General features: G+C 56.4%; 19 protein-coding genes. 11 read left to right on the plus strand and 8 right to left on the minus strand.

Annotated features, from left to right (window positions below):
• Positions 1–9: 9 nt before the first annotated feature.
• Entirely contained in the window at positions 10–897 is an 888-nt protein-coding gene (locus AB4Z23_RS18305; RefSeq protein WP_441360477.1) for a LysR substrate-binding domain-containing protein, read from the minus strand.
• A gap of 195 nt (positions 898–1092) precedes the next feature.
• Here AB4Z23_RS18305 and AB4Z23_RS18310 point away from each other — a divergent pair, with 195 nt between their 5' ends.
• Complete coding sequence (locus tag AB4Z23_RS18310) at positions 1093–2043, plus strand: PDR/VanB family oxidoreductase (protein WP_441360478.1); 951 nt, start codon at positions 1093–1095, stop codon at positions 2041–2043.
• Positions 2044–2103: 60 nt separating this feature from the next.
• Complete coding sequence (locus AB4Z23_RS18315; protein ID WP_441360479.1) at positions 2104–3252, plus strand: aromatic ring-hydroxylating oxygenase subunit alpha; 1149 nt, start codon at positions 2104–2106, stop codon at positions 3250–3252.
• Positions 3253–3489: 237 nt separating this feature from the next.
• On the opposite strand, the gene AB4Z23_RS18320 is transcribed toward AB4Z23_RS18315, so the two are convergent.
• Positions 3490–5856, minus strand: coding sequence for a molybdopterin-dependent oxidoreductase (locus tag AB4Z23_RS18320; protein WP_441360480.1), 2367 nt, complete (start codon positions 5854–5856; stop codon positions 3490–3492).
• Between the two features lie 201 nt (positions 5857–6057).
• On the opposite strand from AB4Z23_RS18320, the gene AB4Z23_RS18325 reads away from it, so the two are divergent.
• Complete coding sequence (locus tag AB4Z23_RS18325) at positions 6058–6720, plus strand: TetR/AcrR family transcriptional regulator (RefSeq protein WP_441360481.1); 663 nt, start codon at positions 6058–6060, stop codon at positions 6718–6720.
• A 361-nt stretch (positions 6721–7081) separates the two neighbouring features.
• Here the strand turns inward: AB4Z23_RS18325 and AB4Z23_RS18330 are convergent, their stop codons facing one another.
• The 4 genes from AB4Z23_RS18330 to AB4Z23_RS18345 all read right to left on the minus strand — a co-directional run bounded on the left by AB4Z23_RS18330 (position 7082) and on the right by AB4Z23_RS18345 (position 11748).
• Positions 7082–8512, minus strand: coding sequence for an amidase (locus tag AB4Z23_RS18330; RefSeq protein ID WP_441360482.1), 1431 nt, complete (start codon positions 8510–8512; stop codon positions 7082–7084).
• 22 nt (positions 8513–8534) lie between these two features.
• A complete protein-coding gene (locus tag AB4Z23_RS18335; protein ID WP_441360483.1) occupies positions 8535–10055 on the minus strand; it encodes a class I adenylate-forming enzyme family protein in 1521 nt (506 codons plus the stop codon).
• A gap of 19 nt (positions 10056–10074) precedes the next feature.
• Positions 10075–10947, minus strand: a complete 873-nt coding sequence (locus tag AB4Z23_RS18340) for a polysaccharide deacetylase family protein (protein ID WP_441360484.1) — start codon at positions 10945–10947, stop codon at positions 10075–10077.
• A 414-nt stretch (positions 10948–11361) separates the two neighbouring features.
• On the minus strand, positions 11362–11748 hold the full coding sequence (locus AB4Z23_RS18345; protein ID WP_441360485.1) for a RidA family protein: 387 nt from the start codon (positions 11746–11748) through the stop codon (positions 11362–11364).
• A gap of 277 nt (positions 11749–12025) precedes the next feature.
• Between AB4Z23_RS18345 and AB4Z23_RS18350 the strand changes: the two genes are divergently transcribed.
• The 7 genes from AB4Z23_RS18350 to AB4Z23_RS18380 all read left to right on the plus strand — a co-directional run bounded on the left by AB4Z23_RS18350 (position 12026) and on the right by AB4Z23_RS18380 (position 18833).
• Positions 12026–12841: a citryl-CoA lyase gene (locus AB4Z23_RS18350; protein ID WP_441360486.1), complete on the plus strand. Its 816-nt coding sequence runs from the start codon at positions 12026–12028 to the stop codon at positions 12839–12841.
• A gap of 161 nt (positions 12842–13002) precedes the next feature.
• Entirely contained in the window at positions 13003–13530 is a 528-nt protein-coding gene (locus AB4Z23_RS18355; protein ID WP_441360487.1) for a MaoC/PaaZ C-terminal domain-containing protein, read from the plus strand.
• 60 nt (positions 13531–13590) lie between these two features.
• Positions 13591–14358: an electron transfer flavoprotein subunit beta/FixA family protein gene (locus tag AB4Z23_RS18360; protein ID WP_441360488.1), complete on the plus strand. Its 768-nt coding sequence runs from the start codon at positions 13591–13593 to the stop codon at positions 14356–14358.
• Between the two features lie 8 nt (positions 14359–14366).
• Positions 14367–15317 carry an electron transfer flavoprotein subunit alpha/FixB family protein gene (locus AB4Z23_RS18365; protein WP_441360489.1) on the plus strand — a complete coding sequence of 317 codons (951 nt, stop codon included), beginning with the start codon at positions 14367–14369 and terminating at the stop codon, positions 15315–15317.
• 121 nt (positions 15318–15438) lie between these two features.
• Complete coding sequence (locus AB4Z23_RS18370) at positions 15439–16902, plus strand: FAD-dependent oxidoreductase (protein ID WP_441360490.1); 1464 nt, start codon at positions 15439–15441, stop codon at positions 16900–16902.
• A gap of 6 nt (positions 16903–16908) precedes the next feature.
• A complete protein-coding gene (locus AB4Z23_RS18375; RefSeq protein ID WP_441360491.1) occupies positions 16909–18072 on the plus strand; it encodes an NAD(P)/FAD-dependent oxidoreductase in 1164 nt (387 codons plus the stop codon).
• 125 nt (positions 18073–18197) lie between these two features.
• The gene (locus AB4Z23_RS18380; protein ID WP_441360492.1) at positions 18198–18833 is read left to right on the plus strand and encodes a TetR/AcrR family transcriptional regulator; all 636 of its coding nucleotides are present in this window, start codon (positions 18198–18200) and stop codon (positions 18831–18833) included.
• Between the two features lie 6 nt (positions 18834–18839).
• On the opposite strand, the gene AB4Z23_RS18385 is transcribed toward AB4Z23_RS18380, so the two are convergent.
• Together AB4Z23_RS18385 and AB4Z23_RS18390 are read right to left on the minus strand one after the other, a co-directional pair.
• On the minus strand, positions 18840–19529 hold the full coding sequence (locus AB4Z23_RS18385; protein ID WP_441360493.1) for a nitroreductase: 690 nt from the start codon (positions 19527–19529) through the stop codon (positions 18840–18842).
• Positions 19530–19751: 222 nt separating this feature from the next.
• Complete coding sequence (locus AB4Z23_RS18390) at positions 19752–20540, minus strand: SDR family NAD(P)-dependent oxidoreductase (RefSeq protein WP_441360494.1); 789 nt, start codon at positions 20538–20540, stop codon at positions 19752–19754.
• Between the two features lie 361 nt (positions 20541–20901).
• Between AB4Z23_RS18390 and AB4Z23_RS18395 the strand changes: the two genes are divergently transcribed.
• Complete coding sequence (locus AB4Z23_RS18395) at positions 20902–22020, plus strand: nitronate monooxygenase (protein ID WP_441360495.1); 1119 nt, start codon at positions 20902–20904, stop codon at positions 22018–22020.
• Positions 22021–22064: the final 44 nt, after the last annotated feature.

Raw genomic sequence — 22064 nt, forward strand, 5'->3', positions numbered from 1 at the left:
CATCGTTCGTCAGGCACTAGCTTCGGCTGCTTCATCTTTCAGCCAGGCTGCAAAAGCTTCCGCGTTGCGCGAAAGTCGTGTCTCTTTCCTTTTCACAAGATAGTAGGCTTCCTTTGGAAATAGCCGCATTGCCGGAAATGGACAGACGAGACTGCCGCTTGCGAGTTCCCGCCTGGCTAAGATCGGAGCGCACAAGGCTATACCCCGGCTTTCCATAGCCATCTCGCTGAGGATGTAAGCGTCGTCCACGATATGCCCACGTCGGACGTTTGGGTGGTGGATATAATACTGGTCTAGCCACTGCTGCCAGTCCTTGTAGCGCCGATCATGCAAGAGCGTGAAGTTCTGCAGGTCCTCTGCATTATTCAATTTGCCCGAGGCGGCGATCGCCGATGAGCAAACTGGCGTGTAGTAGATGCTAAGCAGCTTCTCAGACACCAAATCCGGCCATCGACCACTACCCCATTTGATAGCAAGCTCAACGCGATCCGACAGCCTCAAGTTCGTTGAGCGATATTGTTCAAGGCGCAGGTTCGGGAACCGCCCGAGAAAACTGTCAAGTCTGGGTGAAAGCCAAGACGCTGCGAAAGCAGACTCAACCTGAATTTTCAGCAAGTTGGTGGAACTGGGAACTGAGAGTGACTCGAAGGCCGACAATAGCTGCGAAATCGGGTCGCTAATCGCGGCAATCAGCGTTTCCCCCGCGTCGGTTAGAGCCAGGCCACGGGCACTTCGTGTAATCAGGCGAGAGCCGACCGCTCGTTCGAGTTTAGCCACCTGGTGGCTCACCGCAGATTGCGTGATGTTAAGTTCGCTCGCGGCAGCCGTAAAGCTCCCGTGTTCGATCGCCAGCTTGAAGGCAAGAAGCTGCTCTGTCGGCGGAAGGTACAACGCCATGGGCTTTCCGATTTCATCATGACAAATCGTCATGAAGAGTAGGACACAGTTTCAATTGCGCCGCAACGCCATCGAACACATACTCACCGGAATGTTCAGTGTCCGCTACGTTCTGCATGACCCTACCCGCTTCAAGCTTTGACCGGGTCGCACGAGGGCCTGATCGACAGTCGCCTGCCAATGATGTGAGAGTGTATGAACGAGCAAGAAACAAGGTCCCTGCGTGTAGTAGATATCGTGAAGCGGGCAGATGATGTCGCCGAGCTCGTGCTTGCGGACGCCCAGGGACGAGAGCTGCCGTCGTGGGAACCGGGGGCGCACTTGTCCCTGAAGCTCGGGCCGCAGCTTGAACGACAATATTCGCTCTGTGGTCCGCTTGGCGATACCGCACACTGGCGAGTCGCCGTCCTACGCGCCGGCAATGGCCGCGGCGGATCGCAATTTATCCATGAGAATCTGAGGAAGGGCGACATCCTGGAAGCTCAGGGTCCGCGAAACCACTTTCCGCTTGAGGCCGCATCGGAGTACATCTTCGTTGCAGGCGGAATAGGCATCACGCCGATCCTTCCAATGATTGAGCAAGCTACGGCGCGTGGCACTCCTTGGGTCTTGTATTACGGCGGCAGAAGCCGTTCATCAATGGCGTATCATCAGGAGCTCGAAGCGCTCGGCGGGCATGTGCGGATCGTTGCGGAAGACCACGCTGGCATTCTCGATCTGAAGGCAATCGCAAATACTATCGCCCCTGGGACAAAACTGTACTCTTGCGGACCAGAGGGACTTTTAAACGCTCTGACCGCGTTGTCCTCTGATTGGCCCAAGGACACGCTGCACAGCGAGAGATTCAGCCCGATAACAGTCTCTGCGCCAGTTCAAAATCATGCGTTCACAGCGCATCTTCGCGCCTCTGGGCGTTCGATTTCGGTAGGCGCAGAGGAGAGCATTTTGGAGGCCATGACACGCGAAGGTATTCGTTGGCCTAGCGCGTGTCGTGAGGGAACCTGCGGTTCATGCGAGACGCGGGTTTTGTCTGGCGCTATCGACCATCGCGATTCGGTGCTTAGCGCTTCGGAGCAACAGCAGGGCGACTGGATGATGGTTTGCGTATCTCGTGCGCTCGGTCCCGAGATTGAACTCGATGCCTAGAGCGCCAGCGAACACGGTTGTCCTGGTATATTTTGAAATCAAACCTTGAAGGAGAAACAAATGGGACAGGAAATCGCGCCAAACAGCCTCCGTGCTGTGCGTTCTACGGAAACAACGTTCCCTCGCGAGCGCTACGTCTCACCTGCGGTCTTTGAAGAAGAGACCCGTCAGATTTTTGCGAAGCAGTGGACCTTTGCGGGCCATATCTCCCAAATTCCGAATGTCGGCGACTTCTTCTCCCATAACTTTGCAGGGGAGAACCTCCTCATCGTCAGGGAGAGCACCGAAAGCGTTCGTGCCCACTACAACGTCTGTCGCCACCGAGGTTCACAGCTGTCCAAATCGGATAAAGGAAATGTTCGCAATTTTGTGTGCCCATACCACCAGTGGAGCTACGGCCTTGACGGCTCACTTCGCCGTGCGCCGATGATGGCCGATAAGGACTGCATCGATTACGAAAAGCTCTCTCTCTTTCCGGCCGCCGTCGAGGTGTGGGCCGGCCTGATCTTCGTGAACCTCACGAGCAATCCCACTGAAAGCTTGACCGAACTGCTTGGCACTCCGTCGGACGAACTCAAAAAGCTTCAACCTGAGAACATGAAGGAAATCTTTCGCGAGGCCCTGCCTGTAAAGGGGAATTGGAAGACCCTCCTGGAAAACTATCTTGAATGCTACCACTGTGCCGGCTCTCACCCCGAACTCGGCATCGCGTTCGACATCCAATCCTCCTACGGCCAGACTGCGGGCTGGGGCGGCAGCTGCTTCCTCGGCGGCGAGCCGCTGCGGAAAGGTTTCACGACGGTTTCCATGAATGGAGAACTCGTTAGCAAGCCGCTCGGCATATATGCGGACAAGAAGGAACTGCCCGTGGAAATTACTGATGGCGTGGGGCTGCTTCCCGTCCTCAGCCGCGTAATCTTTCACATCGACCACGCTATTATTCACACGATGAACCCGATCTCGGAATCGGAAGTCGAGTGGACCTCGCGCTGGTATGTGCACTCAGATGCGATCGAGGGCGTGGACTACGAAATCGACAAGGTGATCGAAGTCTGGCGCGCTACGAACGCCGAGGATAAGGAACTCTGCGAGCGAAACTACAAGGGCGTCCTCTCGCGGAAGTTCCAGCCCGGCCCGTTGAACCCTCTTGCAGAAGGCGCCGTTCGCCCTGCCCTCGATCTTATCGACAGCTTGATGGCCGCCGTTTAAGCCGGAGAACTTCGAAAACAGACCCTGGTGGACGCTCGTTGTCGATCAGGGTCGAGACCGCTTCTGCCGACAGCGGCATGAAGCTCGCGGCTGACCCGATTTTTTAATTACATCTTTTCAACGCCGGTCTCGACCAAGGGCCACGAAAGGTACAGCACCTAATCCGCTTATTCATGCTGCGGTTCTGTCGATGGACTCTTCGATGTGCCGGCCTTCGACAGATCGCTTCCGTTTCGATCAGTCTCTTATTTGGGCGCGATCGTGAGGTTCGGACACTCGCTGCTCTGTCAACGGCGGCGCTTTGAACGCCCTTACTTCGGGCAAAGCTTCGTCAAAACGTTCAACTTCGACCAGACAAGATTGCGCAACAGTCGCTTGGGTCAACTTAGAAGACCCTATGTCGATCGTCAGCACATTGGGATTACCGTGTCGTTCGAGGATGTTGTCGGGACACCAGGTTTGTGGGTCAAACCATGCACCCGTCGCGATGATAACCACGCCTGGAAGGAGTTCGTCTGTCAACTGCGCCGCGGACAAGCACGCACCGCGATCGTTGAAGATGCGGACGGCGTCGCCATCCTTGATATTTCGAGCATCCGCATCGGCCGGGTTCATCAAGACAGGCTCTCTATCCTTGATCTTCCCTGCCCGACTGTGCGGAGAGTGATCAAGCTGACTGTGTAGCCGACGGCGTGGCTCCTGGCTGATCAGATGAAGTGGGTACCGTGAAGCTCGGTCCGAGCCCAGCCACTCGACCGRCTCCATCCAGGTTGCCTGTCCAGGACAATCGTCGTAGCCAAATCCGGCAATTTCCTCCGAATATAGCTCAATGCGTCCTGATGGCGTGCCCAGCGGATGGTTGTCGGGGTCAGCCCGGAAATCAGCCAGCATGATTGTCGGCTTGTTCGATGAAGGGAAATCGATGCGGCCCATTTCCCAAAATTCCTCGAGATCGGGCAAGTCGATGCGTGAACGGAGGTTCGCGCGGAACTCGCAGTACATGTGCTCGATCCACTGAGCGGCTGTCCTGCCGCCGGTGAACTCCTTCCCGACCCCCATCTTCATTGCGACACCTGCAAAGATGTCGAAGTCGCTTTTCGCCTCGCCTAGTGGGGGTTGAAACTGGCGCATCGCGACAAGCTGCCCCTCACGTGATGCGAAACCAAGGTCATTTCTTTCGAGGGAAGTACTCGCGGGAAGAACGATGTCCGCGGCCTTGGCAGTGCTCGTCCAAAACTGTTCGTGGACGATAATCGTCTCCGGTTTTTGCCAGGCACCGATAAACCGGTTGAGGTCCTGATGATGATGGAAGGGATTGCCGCCCGCCCAGTAAACAAGCCTCACATCAGGATATCGATAGGAGTTGCCGTCATAGTCGAACTGACCTCCAGGGTCGAGAAGCATGTCCGCAATGCGAGCGACCGGAATGAAATCCTTTATGGGATTGCTACCCTGCGGTAGCCGCGGGCCGGAAATCTTGAGTTCGTCCGAACCGATAGAGTTGAGGGTTGCGTAACCGATACCGAAACCACCGCCCGGGCTGCCGATCTGTCCTAAATGCGCCGCTAAGGTCACGAGCGCCCAGTAGGACTGCTCCCCGTGGCTTTGGCGCTGCAGAGACCAAGAAGCATTGATCATGGTCTTCGACGCTGCCATCTGCCTGGCAAGCCGCTCTATCTGACCACTTGGAACGCCTGTGATTTTAGCCGCCCATTCGGGCGTTTTGGCCACCCCATCATGTATGCCGAGAACATACGCCTCGACTTTATCGCTTCCGGTACAGAACCGATCGAGAAAGGCAAGATCGTGCAAATTCTCCGAAGTGAGCACATGGATCAGTGCGAGCATCAGTGCGACGTCAGTGTTTGGCCGTATGGAAACCCAATCGGCTTCGACACTGACGTCCTGTCGGAGGGGGCTGACATTTACAAACCGTACGCCCCGTGCGCGCATCGTCTCTATCGCCTGGCGTACTCGATGACGTCCCGCGCCCCCTGCCGTCATCTGGGTATTTCTAAGTGGCAACCCACCAAAGGCGACAAACAGCTCCGTGTGATCTGCGAGACTGTTCCAGTCCGTGTGCTGTTCGAGAAGTTGCTCCATCGGAGCCACGATGCGCGGCATGATGACGGAGCCAGCGCCGAAGCTGTAGGAGTCCCGGCCCCGCACGTAGCCCCCGATTACATTGAGGAAGCGGTGGATCTGACTTTGCGCGTGATGGAAGCGGCCCGCGCTTCCCCATCCATAAGATCCTCCGAAAATAGCATTGTTCCCAAAGGACTGCCTGACCCGCTGCAATTCGTCGGCGACAATGTCGAACGCTTCATCCCAGGGGACCTCGACAAAGTGATCTGAGCCTCTTCGCTGTCGATGGTCTCCCGGCCCTTTCTTCAGCCATCCCTCGCGGAAGGCCGGCCGACGGACGCGCAATGCGCTAACCGCATCGGAGAGCTGGTCTAGTCCGATTGGGCTCGGATCGCTGTCGCCTTCCCATGGCTTGAGAGCAATCTTTCCGACCCCGTCCCGTTCGACGCGATGTGTTCCCCAATGTCCTACGGCAAAATCGGCAGCAAGCGCCGGTGGGATAATTTCTTTCTGCGTCATGTAAGGAACCATGAGTAACTGGAGGAACATGGGTCGAAGCGAGGGCCACGGAACAATCCCCGATCGCTTTGTCAACGGAAACGTCCTGAATTAGCCGAGTTGCCGACCCGCCGAAGTGAGGACGAAGATCACATGGACAATTGTCCAAGTCAATTGCCCAAGTATCGGCCGACCCCCGTTTTAACGGCTTGCAAATGGTGGATGGATGCGGCTAGCCTTGCGCTTCAATGCCCATTTCCGAAAAAAGTGAAGGATTTAGACGTGCGCATTCCATCGGCAATCCGACGTGAACAATTGGTCGACGCGACAATTGAGATCATGCGCGAAAACGGTGTCCAGTCGGTAACTGTGCGGGATGTCGCGGCGAGAGCCAAGGCTCCCCTAGCAATTTTACACTACTGTTTTAAGGACAAGGACGACCTGATCAATGCTGCTGTCGACAGGTGGCTGAAGGAGATGATTTCTGATTCCATGAAATTTTCCACGAGCGGCGGCGTTCGCAATGCCGTCCGTTCTATGCTCGACTCTTGGTGGGAAGGCGTCGAGCGCATGCCCCAGAACGCACAGGCTCAGTTCGAACTCTTCCTGTGGGCGCTTCGCAACAGCGAACCAGTCCGGCTGACCATGTATCCCATGTATCTCCACGAGCTAACCGTCGTATTGAACGAAGCACTTGAGATCTCAGGCTGCACATGTCAATGGGATACCACGGTCCTTGCAAGATCCTTGTTGGTCATCGTCGACGGTTGCAGCTTCCAGTATTTTTCCGACCCGGAAAACTCCGGGGCAAAGGCGCTAAGCTACGAAATGGCGGAGGCGCTTTTTGACCGAGCAAAAATTCTCCCACTGGAGCAACCGACCTAGATCTTGGAAACATGTAGGCCGCCGCCCTTAGAGCGAATTCACACGTTTCCGGGCGTTGAGTGGCCTAACCAGGCGGGCATTCTAGCGGAGCCCGACTGCTGCTACCGCAAAGCTCTCGCCCTTTGAAGACGAGCGAACAGCCCGGTCACCCTTGCGATCAGTTGCCGGAATGACCACGTCAAGCTTAAGGCGTTTTCACTTTCGTCGGCCGGGGGCGGGGATCGGTCCGCGGGCGTTGGCTCCGGATAGAACATGCTGCAACAGCCACCCAGGGCGACGGTAAATCCTCGGCTTTTCTCGGTTCCATCAGGCATTAGGTCGCTCCTTCTTATTGGCGGGTAGGCGGAAACATCTTTTCATTTCAAACTGCCGGGACGCGATCGAACCACGGCCGTGCTTCCTCCAGACGTGCGGAGAGCCTCAACAGGTCGCTTTCGCCCCCGAACGGCGCAATGATCTGTACGCCGATCGGCAATCCTTGCGCAGACCAATGCAGGGGAAGGCTGGCAGCCGGTTGCCCGGACGCGTTGATGAGTGCGAGGAACGTCGCGTAGCGGCTTATCTTGCTTCTAAAGCTGAAGAAGTCGTCATCCGTCGAAATCGCCCCCAGCACTGCCGGCGGCTGCATTAGCGTCGGCGTGACGATGAAGTCGTATTCAAGAAGATAGTTTGCCAGTTGCCGGCCGATCGTGTGAAACCGCGTAATTGCCAACGCATAGGCTTCCGCGCTCAGGCTCTTTCCCCGGTGATAAGCATCTAGGATGGCAGGCTCCAACTTCCTTTCCCATCCAGACTTCGGATCGTTGCGGATTTTCCCGTTAACCGTGACCGTGACGTTGGCGGCCATCACGTTGATTTGAGCCTCCACGAATTTCGAGAACTGAATGGGCGGAAGTGGTGCATCGACGACTTCCTGGCCAACCTCTTCGAGCAACCGTTTGGCTGTCTGCAGCGCTGCAAGGCACTCCGGGTGGATAGGGATATCGTCAAAGCCCACACTCCACATCGCGATGCGCCGTCGCCTTCTAAAGGGCTTATTCAATACAAATGCGTAGGAACCGTTCTTCAGCGGTGAGGCGTACGGGGCACCAGTTTCCATCCCCGAAATACCATCGAGTGCAGCCGCCGTATCGCGCACTGATCGCGACAATACTCCGTCAGTCGCAAGGCCACCCCAACCTTCCCCGCGTGCGGGGCCAGCTGGAATAAGCCCTCGGGAAGGTTTTAGACCGTAGATACCACAACAAGAGGCGGGAATGCGTATAGAGCCGCCGCCGTCACTGCCATGAGCAATGGGGACAATTCCGGCTGCAACAGCCGCGGCGGCGCCGCCGCTCGATCCGCCCGGCGAGTGATCAAGGTTCCATGGGTTGCGCGTTGGTCCGCCGTTCTGAACTGCCTCGGTGGTCGGCGCCATACTAAATTCCGGAACGGTCGTTCGACCGAAAGGCAGGAAGCCATCCTCAAGGAATCTGTCCGTCAAGGTCGCATTGAAATCGATCTTGAGGTCCGCGAACAATCGCGAGCCGAAGCTGTTGGTAAGTGGCGGATAGGCAAGCCCGGAATCCTTGAGCAGAAACGGAAGCGCCCCGAACCGCCCCTTCAGCGTTGCGTTGCGCGCGAGGTCTCGGCTAGTCTCGAAATTTGTGCAAGTCAAAGCGTTGATCTTGGGATTGATCTGCTCGGCGTAGTCGATCGCACAGTCCATGAGTTCGAGGGGTGTCAGTTGCTTGTCTCGAAGCATCCTGGCTAGGTCGAGACCGTCCTGCTTGCGATATTCGCTCTTATTCATGATATGGTTTGTCCTAACCTGGTCAGACAGCAAGAATTTGCTGTTCGGCGCGCAGTTTCAGCACTTTCTTGTCGACCTTGCCGGTCTTTCCCTGGGGCAGTTCTGTCTCAAAGAAAATTGTCCGGGGGACTTTGAAGTCGGCCATCTTCTGTTCGAGATAAGCGATCAATTCGTCCGAAGAGACATCCATTGCTGGACGCAGGACGACGAAAGCGATCGGCGTTTCTCCGAAAATGCGGTCGGCAATACCGACAACTGCAGCGTCCTGGATCGCCTCGTGGACAAGGATCGTTTTCTCCACTTCCGCCGGTGAGATGTTGTGGCCTCCGCGGATAATGATGTCCTTGATACGGCCGACGATGTAGTAGAAGCCCTCGTTGTCGCGACTGACGAGATCGCCGGTCCGGAACAGGCCTTCCTTGAGCGTTGCCGCTGTGAGCTCAGGATCCTTTGAATAACGCTTGAGTGTTGCCGCGCCACGTACAAACGCTTCGCCGGGCTCTCCCGCGTTACATTCCGAGCCGTCTGGGGCGAGGATTTTGATTGTCGCGCCAGGCGCGGCCTTGCCGATCGCCCCTGCGGGTAGTTGGGCCGGATCGTCGTGGTAGCGGCCAAAGACAGGCGTCACTTCGGTAAGCGCATAATAGTTCTGCAACGACTTATTGAACTTTGCGACGAAACGAGCACCGACCTCCTCTGGTAGGGGAGCCCCGGAGCAAATAAGGAGACGAGCGCCGGAGAGGTCGAACGTGAGTTGCCGTTGCTCGCAGTACTCCATCATCATGGAGTACATAGTCGGCACGCCATGATAGACGGTTATGTGATGGGCTGCGAAAGCCTCTAACACGTCGCGCGGGTGGAAACGGCGAAGGATCACGACAGTGCCCCCCGCATGCAGACCCGTCGCGGCTGCCGTGGAGAGCCCGAAAAGATAACCGAGAGGAAGTGCGACGAGGGTCGTATCCGTTTCGGAGATCCCCCACATTCTCGCCAGCGAGGCCGCCACGTCGATTTGCGCGCGCTGGTCGAGGACAACGGCCTTTGGATTGCCGGTTGTCCCAGAGGAATAGGTAATTATGAAGTCTGACTCGGTATCGATATCCGCGTGCGGCTCCTCCAAACCTTCTGTGTCAGCGGATAGCGTCGAGAGATGCAAAAGCTTGTCAGAGTGAACTGCTTGTCGAGCGATCCCCTCTACGTGATCATCGAAGAAAAGTACCATGGCCTCGCTGTGGTCGAAGCTATAACCAACCTCGTCTGCCGTGAGATTGGGGTTAAGAGAAACAAACACAGCCCCCATCTTGGAGGCAGCGTAGTAGCAGTACAGCTGCTCGGGGTGATTTTGTCCGTAAATCGCGAAGACGTCCCCCTTTCCTATATCAAGCGAACGCAGCTTGCGGATCACCTGATCGATACGACGGAGAAGTCCAGCGTAGGAGATGGTTTCTTGATCGTAGACGATGGCTGTTTTCTCAGACCGTTTTTCAGCAGCTGCACGAAGTGCATCGTAAACCGACGGGAGAGGAGAGAGGTGATTTTCCATGAGGCGTGATTCTTCTTGATTAGTCGGTGAAGGTTTCAAATGCTTGGTTTGCTTCGGCCTGCGCTCCATGCAGCTTGCGAAGTCTGTCCCGCGCTTCATCGGAAGCAGTTCGGAAGATCACGCCCGCTGTCGACTTCATGTGGTCGATCAGCCTCGCCAGCATGTTAATTCTCGGTCCTCGTCCAATAATTTGAGGATGCATTGTAAGCGTGAATACGCCATCGCCTAGGGAGGCGCAGAAGTCGAACTCTTCCCTCCAAAGCTCATACACTTCCTGAGGGGTTCTCATGCCAAGATACATTGGCTTGTTGAGAAAAACGAAATGTGGGAAATCGTCCAGTTCCCATGCTACCGGCATCTCCAGGATTTTGCTCGGCGTGCCAGGATCGTAATCATCTTCCGTTGCGACAATACCTGTGCGCGCCAAATACGGTCGGTAGTCATCCCCCATCATGCTCGAGTCGTAGATTATTCCACGATCCTCAAGGATTGATATTGAGTCGGGCCCGAGGTCCCAGGCTGGAGAGCGATAGCCCTTCGGAAGAAAGTCGCTACCCAGGATCGACCGCATCTTCGAAATCGAGCGATCGAGCAGCCGCTCCTCATCGTTTCGAGAAAGCCCCACTGGCGTCTCATGGCAATACCCATGCAGCGCAAGCTCATGCCCCTCTTCACGGATCCGCAGTGTTTGCGATGGGAACGCTGCGGCGGTGTGCGAAGGAACAAAAAAAGTAGCAGGCACCTTTTTTTCTGCGAGAAGGCTCAACACACGTGGCAAGCCGACCAGAGCCCCAAACTCGCCGCGCGAGAGAGGTGTGGCGCTCGTCTGGCGCATGGTGCTGATCCAAAGTGAAACTGCGTCGAAATCAAATGTGAGACAGACAGTTGTCATCACTCGTCCTTTGCGCGATTCGCCCCCGACTTGTGCCCCACGGACAAACGGGGAGGCAAAAATAGTACTAGTAGGTATGTTTTAATTCGATTTGGTATGCGTAGCGGGAATGTGCCGACATTGCAAGCTTCACAGGCCCAGTTGATGGCATTTACGTTCCTGTTGGAACTCAATGGATACTTCGCGCTTACGCAATGGCTTCCCCGCTGCGGCGTGGGCGTGACGATGAACCTGTGAAGCTGCCATCATCACGGACCTACATCCAATCCCGGTCCTTTCCGGTGACGGAATCGGAACGGAATAAGCGAAAGGTCTGGTGGTTAACGCATGGCGCAACGCTATAGAAAGTCTTCGGGACATTGCGCCGACCTAGCCGGGGACTGACGGCGCTCCACCCGGCTCGGCACCAAGCGCCTACGGCAAGACTGCAATGACTTCAACTTCCGCGAAGAGGCGCGGGTCGTAAAGCCCGGCCTGGACCATCACGCTGGCTGGCGGGCATTCCTGATTGTAGTGTTTCGCACGCACCTCCTTGATCGTTTTCAATAGCTCCGGGGTGAACTCCTTAACAAAGCAAGTGGTCCGTGCCACGTGCTCGAATGTCAGACCGGCTGCGGCGAGCGTCCGCTTCAGGTTCTCGAACATCGCCACGATCTGATCTTCCATCGAACTCGTCACTGGCTCTCCCGACTGGTCAAGACCGCAATGACCGCCCGAGACGAAGAACCCGCTCCCCTTGACGACCATGCCTTGAGACGGGCCCGGCCAGTTGGCTTCAGGTGGGTTTACTGGGGACAACATGAATTTCTTCCTTTCGTCAAAAGACTAGTGAGTTGCCTTCCGCCGGGTGTACCCGACGGGGCGCTCCGACATACCATCGCAGACTTATGGGATACGTGGAAGTATGTGGACACGATTTTATCCCGGACCCATGTCGACAAGAAATTTCCAGTGCCCACTGATTGTACGCTTGAGTATGTTTCATGGATTATCTAGTATGAACTTGAATTTCGGTTCGGACCCGGTCGCCAAAGCTGCCGAACGAAGCTTGCATTCTTGTTCATCTTTCGAGGCATTTATGACCAAAGGAACACCGTCGCATTGGGTGACCGCTGTAAGTGAGATAGCGGAAGAAGGTATCTACATACGCGGATATGCGATGAACGAACTGGTCGGCGCCGTCCCCTTCTCCGCAATCACCTACTTGTTGGTTCGCGGAGAACTCCCGACTCCAGGCCAGTCAAGGATGATGGACGTCATTCTCTCCTCCATTCTCGACTTCGGCCTCCAAAAGTCCGGTACCCTCGCCGCTCGCGCCGTAGTTTCCGTCAATCCCGTCATGACGGCCGGCCTCGGCGCAGCCGTTCTGGCGGCCGGTGCATATGCGGTTTCGCCCGAAGATACTGGCCGCTTTATCGCGGAGACTTTTTCCGGATGGAAGGCCGGCAACCAGCCGATGGACGAAGCCGCGGCAGAGCTTGTTCAAAACCTGCGGTCGGAAAAGCGCCGGGTCCCCGGCTTTGGCCACCAAGTCTTCAGATATCTGGATCCGCGATCCGAGAGGCTGAAGGCGATAGCCAAGTCTGAGGGCGTATGGGGCGAAGCAAACGAGTGGTATGAAGCCGTCCACAGGGCGTTCCAGATAGTGAGCAACAAGCCCGAACTGGTCTTGAACGACGTCGGAATGCTCGCCGCTATCATGGTGCAGATGGGTTTCACGCCCCAGGAGATGTGCGGATTGGCGATCCTGTCGACCATGCCTGGCGTTATCGCTCACATATCGGAAGAGTTAGGTTCGGGCGTTCGTAACCGCCTCGTACCCGACACGCATGTCGAATACACGCAGGTTCGCCGCGATCTCGACAGCGCTCTCAAGAGCGCCGGCTGGAGATGATTTCGAGCGGAGGAGATGCCGCGTCTTGGCATACTGTTCGCTTGACACATCGAACCAGCTGGTAGAAAATACATTCTCATCAGTATGAAAAACTGAGCTTTGGAGCGGATGCGGGAGTCCACAAAGCGATTAATGCGCCACGGCGCTCAAGGAGGTAATGAATGGACGCTATAATCGACCCTAATGCACTGAGCGTCGGTCCAAGCGCTATGTTCTTCGACGATTTCGAGGTTGGTCAGGAATGGACCACCCCCCGTCGGACGATTACTGAAACCGATATCGTGATGTTCGCCGCACTGACCGGCGACCATAACCCGGTGCACACGGACGAGCTCTACGCACGATCCACGCCATTTGGTGCGCGGATCCTTCACGGCCCTGCCGTCTTCGCTATCACCACCGGATTGGAGTTTCGGCTCGGCCTCAAAGAGGGCACAGCCATCGCTTTCTTGGGAATGACCTGGGATCTGAAAGCTCCGGTGAAGATGGGAGACACGATCCACGTCTACCAGCGTGTCGAGGAAGTCCGACGCACCTCGAACCCCACGCGCGGGATTGTGAACTTCTGGCTGGAGGTTCGGAACCAGCGAGAAGAAGTTTGTCAACAAGGCATATGGAAAGTCATGTTCCATTCCCGGCCTGGCGTTGACCATCGAACGACAGCACCTTCCCGCGCTGCAGAGGCGTAGGGCAAGAACCGAAATGCGATTGTGCGGGCACTGCCGGCGATAGGAGCGCTGAAACTGCAAATGGATATATTTGTACTCATCAAGAGGGTCGCTGATCCAAACCTTCCCGAGCAACTGGTGTCGATATCCGACGCCGGTGACGAGATCGTCGTGCATGCATCGGCACAGTACTCGATCAATCTTTATGACCTGAATGCCGTGGAAGCGGCGATTGGACTTAAAGAGACACATGGCGGAAGCGTAACCGTACTCACTGCTGACGACGCTTCAGCCGAGCAATATTTGCGACGCGTGCTTGCAATGGGCGCTGATAATGCCATCCGCGTTGATCTCGACAAAGCCGCTCGCACCGACTCCTTCAAGACCGCTCAGGCAATCGTTACTGCGATAGAGAAGAAGGGAACTCCATCGCTGATTATTGCCGGACGACAATCGTCGGACACCGATTCCGGCTACGTGCCCTACCTCGTGGCACACGGGTTGGGTATCCCGGCGATCTCCCCGGTTGTCGCAATTAAGTCTGTAGGCGACAAGGTGATCAATGTGGGCAAGCTCGCCGACGCGACCATCGACGAATACGAGATTTCCCTCCCTGCCGTTCTGCTCGTCTCGAATGAAATCAACAAGCCCCGAACCCCTGGCTTGAAGGGCGTCATGACGGCCAAAAAGGCGACTATCGAGGTCGCTCAAGCGACGTCTGACGGCCCGACTGGCTCCAGGCCCAAATATTCTCCGAAAAAGGCGCAGCGCTCCGGCCAGTCCACCACATTCATCGATGGCAGCAATGAAGACAAGGCCGCCGCCCTTCTCGCAGCACTCGACAAGTGAGATCACCGATGAAGAACGCTCTCTTTGTAATCCATCATACTTCCGAGACCCGCGCGACAGAGTTCGCCACATTGGCGTCGATCGCGGCGAATCTCGCTGCGGCGGGTTATTCCTCCGATCTGCTCATCCTAAACACGACAGGTTCTTCCAGTGTGACTGTGAAGTATGGCGGGGTGTTCCGAAGCGCGTCCGTGGTGAGGCCGAACAAGCCTGTCGGTGACGGTGCAAACTATCTGGTCCAGGTCGTCGGTAAGGCGGCCTCCGATCGTGAAAGCTCACTGGTCGTTGGCTTTGGCACGATTTCCAACCGGAATTGGGGACCGCAAGTCGCGGCTGCGCTAGCCGCGGAATTCGTGACATCCTGCGAAGTCATTCAAGCCCGCGAAGGCAATATTGAAATCACCGGCCCGGTAATGGGCGGCTTGGCGCAGAAGATCCTTTCACTCGAAGGGCGTAAGGCCGTCCTTCTTTATAGCGGTGACGCTCTGTCCGCACCTGCTGCTCAGGATGTCGAAGCGCAAGTGGTCACCGAACCGGTCAATCCCGGAGCCGTGCGTTTTGTCGCCTCGGAGGCTCTGCCCGACAGCGGTGGCCTTCCGCTTCGTGGCGCGAGCAAAGTGGTGTCCGGTGGACTTGGTGTGGGTTCCGGTGAAAAATGGCGTGTCATTGAGGAGTTTGCGGCCAAAGTTGACGCGGCAGTCGGCGCTAGTCGCGCCGCGGTTGAGATGGGATGGGTGCCTTCGTCTCGGCAAGTGGGCTTCAGCGGCCAGAAAATCAGCCCTGAGGTTTACGTGGCAGTCGGCATTTCCGGTGCAGTGCATCACCTCGCCGGGATCGGCGGGGCGAAGAAGGTCATAGCGATCAACAAAGACCCGGATGCAAATATTTTCAAGATTGCGGATATCGGCATCGTCGGTGACTACGAAGAAATCCTGGCTGCGGCCATGAAAAAACTCTGAAGCTGATCGGAAGCGCGCCCAACCGCTTCCGCCTGCATTTGTGGTCGAAGTTTCTATGTGGATGCTGCCGGCCCGATAACAAGAGCTCGCATTTGCGAGGTTATAAGAAGGGAACATTCAAATGAGCGGCAAGCGTGTCGTTGTGGTTGGAGCGAGCCGGCTGGGTTGTGAATTTGCATTGGCTGCTCGTGCAGCCGGCGATGAGGTCACGTTGGTTGACGAGCACCCTCAGGAACTCAAGAGCATGTCTTTTGACGCCCCGTATTTTTACGGATCGGGTCTGCCCACGTCGCTCAGCGACGAAACCGCCGTCTTCGATAACGTCCTGAGTTCAAATGATCTTTTGCTGGAATGCGTCGAGAACGAAGTCGATGTCAAGATCGGTGTGGTTGCCTGGGGTGCGTTTCACAACGCTCCTAACTCCCGGCACATCGAAATTCCTAAGGTGGGAATCGTCTCTCGGGAGGGGAACGAACTCCTGGAATACGACCGACTGGTACTCGCGCCCGGTTCCCGTGACTTCGTACCGTCCTTCAAGGGATGGGATTTACCAGGAGTAATGGGGGGAAAGGCAGCAACTAAGCTTCTCCAGTCTTACCAGTGTTTCAACGGCAGCCGCTGCCTCGTGCTGGGAACGACCACCCTCGCCGTCGAGTTTGCGCGGGCTGCGATCGACCGTGGCATCGAAATCGCGGGATTCGTCGAGCCAACCGCCACCTTTCAATCAGGTGAGGAAGATGGCCACTGGACGGGCGAACAGGATATTCCGGTTTTCTATCAAAGCGTCCTTCTCGAAGCGCAGGGCACCGACAAGATCTCGTCAGCGACCGTCATTTCCATCGACGGCACCGACAAACGTGTCGACATCAACTGCGATACGATATGTGTTGCCATCGCGGTTCTCCCGAATGTGGAACTACCGGCCGCCATGGGCTGTGCTATGCGATTTGCCGGGGAATACCCGGCGTGGCTGCCGGTCGTTGACGCAAAGCTCGAGACATCTGTCCCGAATGTGTATTGGCTGTCAAATTTCAACAGGCAGGATGACCAAGTCGCTCGCCTTCTCGCGCCAACCGCCGGCGAGAACATCGACGCGTTACGCGATTCAGCGCCTTCCGGACAACCAAACCCTGCGAATTACATAGATCTCTGGGTTGCGAAGCTGCACGAGATGGGAGGCTCCGACGTCGTCTTGTGCCAATGCGAGTCGGTGACGCGGGGCGAGTTTCTGGACCTGCAACCGCCTCGGTACCTCAAAGCCGGCTTGCGCGCACCACATGTGGCGACGACGGGCGGAGACGTTGGTCCAAAGGTCAGTCAGGACATGACGAAGCGGATGACGCGGGTCGGCATGGGCCACTGCCAAGGCAAACGTTGTCGCGACGAGGCTGCCATGCTGCTTGCCCAGAGATACGGAATTGACGTCGCCGATATCAAGCCGGCCAGCTATCGCTTCCCGGTCAGACCGGTGGACATGGGCCTGATTGCGGCAGAGGATGACGACTACCACACCCGGGAAAGATGGCCTCACTGGATGCACGAAGAAGTCGTTCCCGAAAGCGTCGCAGGCCAGCAGAAGAGGTAAGAAGACATGAACAGTTATGATATCATCGTCGTCGGCTCCGGGCTGCTTGGATTAGCGACCGCATACCAGGCTCAAAAAGCAGGTGTTCGCGTACTCGTTGTCGACCGCGGGCCGGTGGCGTACGAAGCCTCTTCTCGCGCAACGGGCTATCTGAGCCTGCGCGCCGACGATCCCGACGAAGCGCCGCTTGCGGAGATGGCCGAGAAACTTTGGGATGGTTTGGAGGAGGAACTGGGGTACCCGACCGAATGGACGCAGAAAGGCCGTCTGTGGGTCGCTTTTTCTGACAAGCAGGTGGAAGAACTCCATGCCACCCACAAAGCCTTTCAAAGAGCTGACTTCGGCTTCGAAATCATAGATGCGGATGCATGCCGTAAGCTTATTCCCATTCTCTCCAACGAGTCGCGGGCGGGTCTTTACACACCGCGGTCGGGGCACGCCAACCCACAGCGTGTATCGCAAGCCTACGCTTGGGCGTTTCAAGACCTAGGTGGGGTCATTCTCGAAAACACGCCTGTTTATTCCGTCATCTCGGAGTCGGGGAGAGTCAAAGGCGTCAAAACCGCAACGGGAGACCTTTATGCAGATCGGGTTGTTCTTTGTGCCGGAGGCTATAATGCCAACCTCCTCGAGCCCTTCGGCGTTGTGTTTCCAGTCGCCTCTGTACGCTTGGAGGCATTGGTGACGACTCCTCTGCCGCCCATGTACGAGGTAGGGTTCATCGGTTTGAATGGACTGTCAATACGGCAGACAAAACGTGGCAATCTCCATGCCAACGGCGGTCCACATGAGTGGGTCGATGTAGACGCAGATCACGAGCCCGCAAAGCCGAACACGCCGATCGTTCGCAATTTGGTCCGCCGCATGATCGAGGCGTTTCCGGTCGCGAAAGGGACGCAACTTTTGCGGACCTGGGCGGGCGTTCTCGACATTACGCGCGACCAGAAGTCGATCATCCATAGGTTCGACGATCCCGAAGGGCTGCTCGTCGCTGCGGGCGGGGGACATGGTTTTGGGATGTGTCCGGCCGTCGGGATTGCCATGGCTGACCTCGCTCTAAAGGGCGAGACGTCGGCTCCTGTTGAAAGGCTCAGTCTCGATCGATTCATCGACCTTTCGCCGGACTGGAAAGCTCAGAAGAAGTGGGAAGCGGGATCTTATAATACTTGATTGGCAAACTTCACCAACGGCTGAGGCAGTTGGGTGCAGGCATTCGAATATGTAGGTCCTCAGGCAAGGTTGCCTTTCTGGTTTTTATACCGTAAAGAACGAAAAAATACTCAGGAAGGTACACCATGGATATGGAAGCTCAAAAAGATTCTGCCAAACCCAACATTCGGGGCAAGATCAAGCAGCAAAAGACCGAGCTAATTCAGGAAGAAATCCTCGACGCGGCCGCTCGCCTTATCGCGGCCCGCGGCTTTCGCGCCGTTACGGTAGACGACATCAGCGCGGAGATGGGCTTCACCAAATCGATCGTCTACTACTACATGAAGAACAAGAACGAAATCCTCTGGAGGATCTTCGAGAAGATCGACGACACGTATTCCAAGGGTTTGGCCGAAGTTTTGAAATCAGGCGGTAGTGTCACCGAGGTCCTTGCGCGGATCGTGAAGATGCATTCGCTGAATGTGATGTCACGGAGCGCTTGGGCGACGATCTACAACAGGGATGAAAACGAGCTCAACGACGAGCAACGCGAGGTCGTCACTGGCAACCGTCGGAAATACAACAAACAGATCCAGGATCTGTACGCCAAAGGTGTCAAAGAAGGTGTCTTCCGCGACGTACCTCCAGCCATCGCTGTTAGCTGCATTATCGGCGCTTGCAACTGGCCCTACACTTGGTTCAAGCCGACCTTCAAGCATAGCGCCGAGGAAGTTGCGTCAGTTTTCGCTGATCAGCTTATTCAGGGTGTTGCCCTGAAATAGGAAACCCTATTCGACGAAAATTACGCTGTCCGATAGCTCTGCGCGCGTCGTACGGAAGCTATTGGCAGCGTGATCTTTTACCTCGTATCCGAAAGAAACTCCGCAAACGATCCGGAAGTCGTTTTCGATTGCCGCGTGCTTGCGGATAATTTGCGCATAGTGAGCGATGGCGCCTTGCGGGACGGCCGAAACCCCGACAGCCTGGGCGGCAAGCAGGAAGTGCCCGAGGTATATACCCGCGTCAAATAGCCCTCGCTCAGCCAAGTCCTTGTGAACGGTTATAATGGCAAGGTGTGGTGCACCGAAGAAGCGGAAGTTTTCAAGCGCCTGTTTGGCTGAAGCCACTCGATCTCCCTTCTGGACGCCAACGGCATTGTACAGGGCCCAACCGCATTCGCGCCGACGCTCCTGGAAAATTCCGGTGTAGACACCGATTGGCGGAACATCGGACTTTCTGTCTGCGCCGTCCAAAGCGGACCTGTACATTTCGGCTCGTAGTAGATCCAAAGGCTCGCCACTGACGACGAAGACCTTGGTTGGCTGCGTGTTGCAGTCCGAGGGCGCCGTGCGGGCAACCTCCAGAATTTTATGAATGTCACGGGATGGGACCGGCGTGCTCGTGAACGCACGGCAAGAATAGCGAGCCTTTGCCAAGGAAATGAGTGCCTTGTATGGGCTCCCTTCGTCACAGCTCATCTCGACTTCCCTCAATATTGGTCCTGACTTCGTTCGATCTGTCGGCGAAACCAGCCGGACGCACCGGCGTTTCCCCTACGACCAACGACAACCGTCAAAGAGACTGGTTAGAACAAGCGAGTACCGTGACACTTTTTGCATACACTTAGATCGCCGCTCGTTATGGCGATTTCCCGGCGCGATTGAGCCGGGAAAACTCCCTATTGGATATGAGCCGGCTTGTTACTGGACCGTCCAGCCCGCGTCGATGACAAGCGAATGACCTGCCATGTAGCTGGCGTATGGCGACGCAGCGAACATGATCGCGTTCGCGATGTCCAACGGTACGCCTTTCTTTCCTGCAGGAACGCGCTTCAGTGCGTCGGGATTTACGCCAACGCCGCGTGCCATGTCGGGAGCGGTGTCGCCGAGGATCCGAGCCGAATTGCCGCGCATATCGGTCTGGATCATGCCAGGGCACACTGCGTTGATCCCAACACCTGTCTTGGTCAGATCTACCGCCATCTGCCGTGTCAGGCCGATCACGCCGAATTTGGACGTTGTATAGGCCAGGCCGTCTGCACCACCGATGATACCTCCTACGGATGAGACGTTGACGATGCGACCATCTCCGCGCGCAACCATGTCCTTCAGCACGGCACGGCAGAAGTAGAATGTGCCCCGAAGGTTGGTGTTGATGACCTTTTCCCAAAGGGCGTTGGAGGTCTCAAGCACGCCGGCAAATCCGTCGAAGACGGATGCATTGTTGACAAGAACGTCAATGCGGCCGTGCTTGGCCAACACAGACGTTACGACGTTATCGACCGAACTCTCCTGCTGAACGTCCGTCTTGATAAACTCAACAGACAACCCTTCCGAAGCGAGAGACTTTACAACGTCCTCACCCTGGTCTTCCAAATATCCAGCAATGATGACCTGTCCGCCGGCGCGGGCGAATGCTTCAACGGTCGCCCTGCCGATACCTGTTTCGCCGCCCGTGATAACGACAACTTTTTCCTTAAAGTCGAACATATGCAAGTTCCTTCAGCTTCGCCAATTCAGCAGGTCCGTTCGTCGAAAGAGGCCATCTGGGGGCACGGTCTGATCCTGCCACGCCACCAAACTTGAGATATTGACGCTTTTTTCACCGGACATACTCACACGTACAATACAGTACGCTACGGATTGCGCAACGGCATCCGGAGAACGAAATCGCGTTTTCTTCGATGTTACGGAAACACCCTCCTCGTTTCGAAAACCCATCATATCGCCCATCGCCTCTTTACAAACATACCCATAGTAATGTTTATTATACGCATCGGTAGACAAATAAGCGGTGTTGGTAAGCTGGCTGAGACGCGCCGCTCACCAAAAGGGTCCCGGAGGGTCAAAGTTGCAAACAGAACTAACGAAAACGCTTGGTATTGAGCTTCCAATTTTTGCGTTCTCGCACTGCCGCGACGTCGTCGCCGCAGTGACGAAGGCTGGAGGAATGGGTTCGCTCGGCGCGGCGTGGATGACTCCGGAAGAGTTGGAGATGTCAATCGAATGGATCGAGGAGCGTGTTGATGGGCGCCCCTTTTCGGTCGACCTGGTGTTTCCCGGCACGGGGGGAGAAGGCGTCGAAAAGACCCCCGACGAGTACCGGAAGCTCATTCCCAAAGAACACCTCAACTTTGTGAAGCGGCTTCTTGACGATGCAGGGATTGCGGACATTTCCGAGACCGACCGGGATGCGTATCTGGCCGAGTATGCCGAAAAAATGGCGATGACCAACAAGAAGAGCCGCGAGCAGCTTGACGTGGTGCTTGGCAAAAAGTCCGTCGACCTCGTGGTGGGCGCACTCGGTGTCACCCCGGAATGGGTCGTCAAGGAAGCTCACGCCAAAGGTGTCCAGGTCGGCGCACTTGTTGGCAACGCAAGACACGCGGCAAAGCAGCGGTCGGCCGGCGTGGATGTGCTGGTTGCCCAAGGAACAGAGGCCGGCGGAAGCGTGGGCAATATTGCCTCCATGGTTTTATGGCCACAGGTCGTCGAGGCGGCTGAAGGCATCCCCGTGCTGGCGGCAGGGGGGATCACGCGCGGATCGCATATCCTGGCCGCCTTGGCACTCGGTTGCCAGGGTGTCTGGATGGGCTCGCTTTGGCTGGGAACGGCCGAGAGCGATCTGAGCTTGGAGATGCGAGAAAAGCTCTTTGCCGCCGCATCCGAAGACGCGCGCCTGTCCAAGGCTATGACCGGTAAGCAAGGTCGCATGCTCTACACCAAGTACGTGGACGCTTGGCACCGTCCCGAGGCTCCGGAGCCCCTTGACTGGCCGATGCAATCGATCATGAACGGGTACCCATTCAAGCGCGCCGAGCGCGGTCGGAACCTCGACTACTGGACCTACTCCGTCGGCCAGGCAGTTGGCGATATGCACGAGCATACGACGGTGAAATCCGAGATCGAGCGGATGCTCAACGAATATGTAGAGGCGCTTGAGAAACTGCAGGGCGTCACCTCTTACTAAGTTGAATCCATGCCTGTCACAATGCGTCAGTGACGGGTAACTGG

This window comes from Agrobacterium sp. MCAB5 (assembly GCF_052114365.1).
Taxonomy (GTDB): Bacteria; Pseudomonadota; Alphaproteobacteria; order Rhizobiales; family Rhizobiaceae; genus Agrobacterium; species Agrobacterium tumefaciens.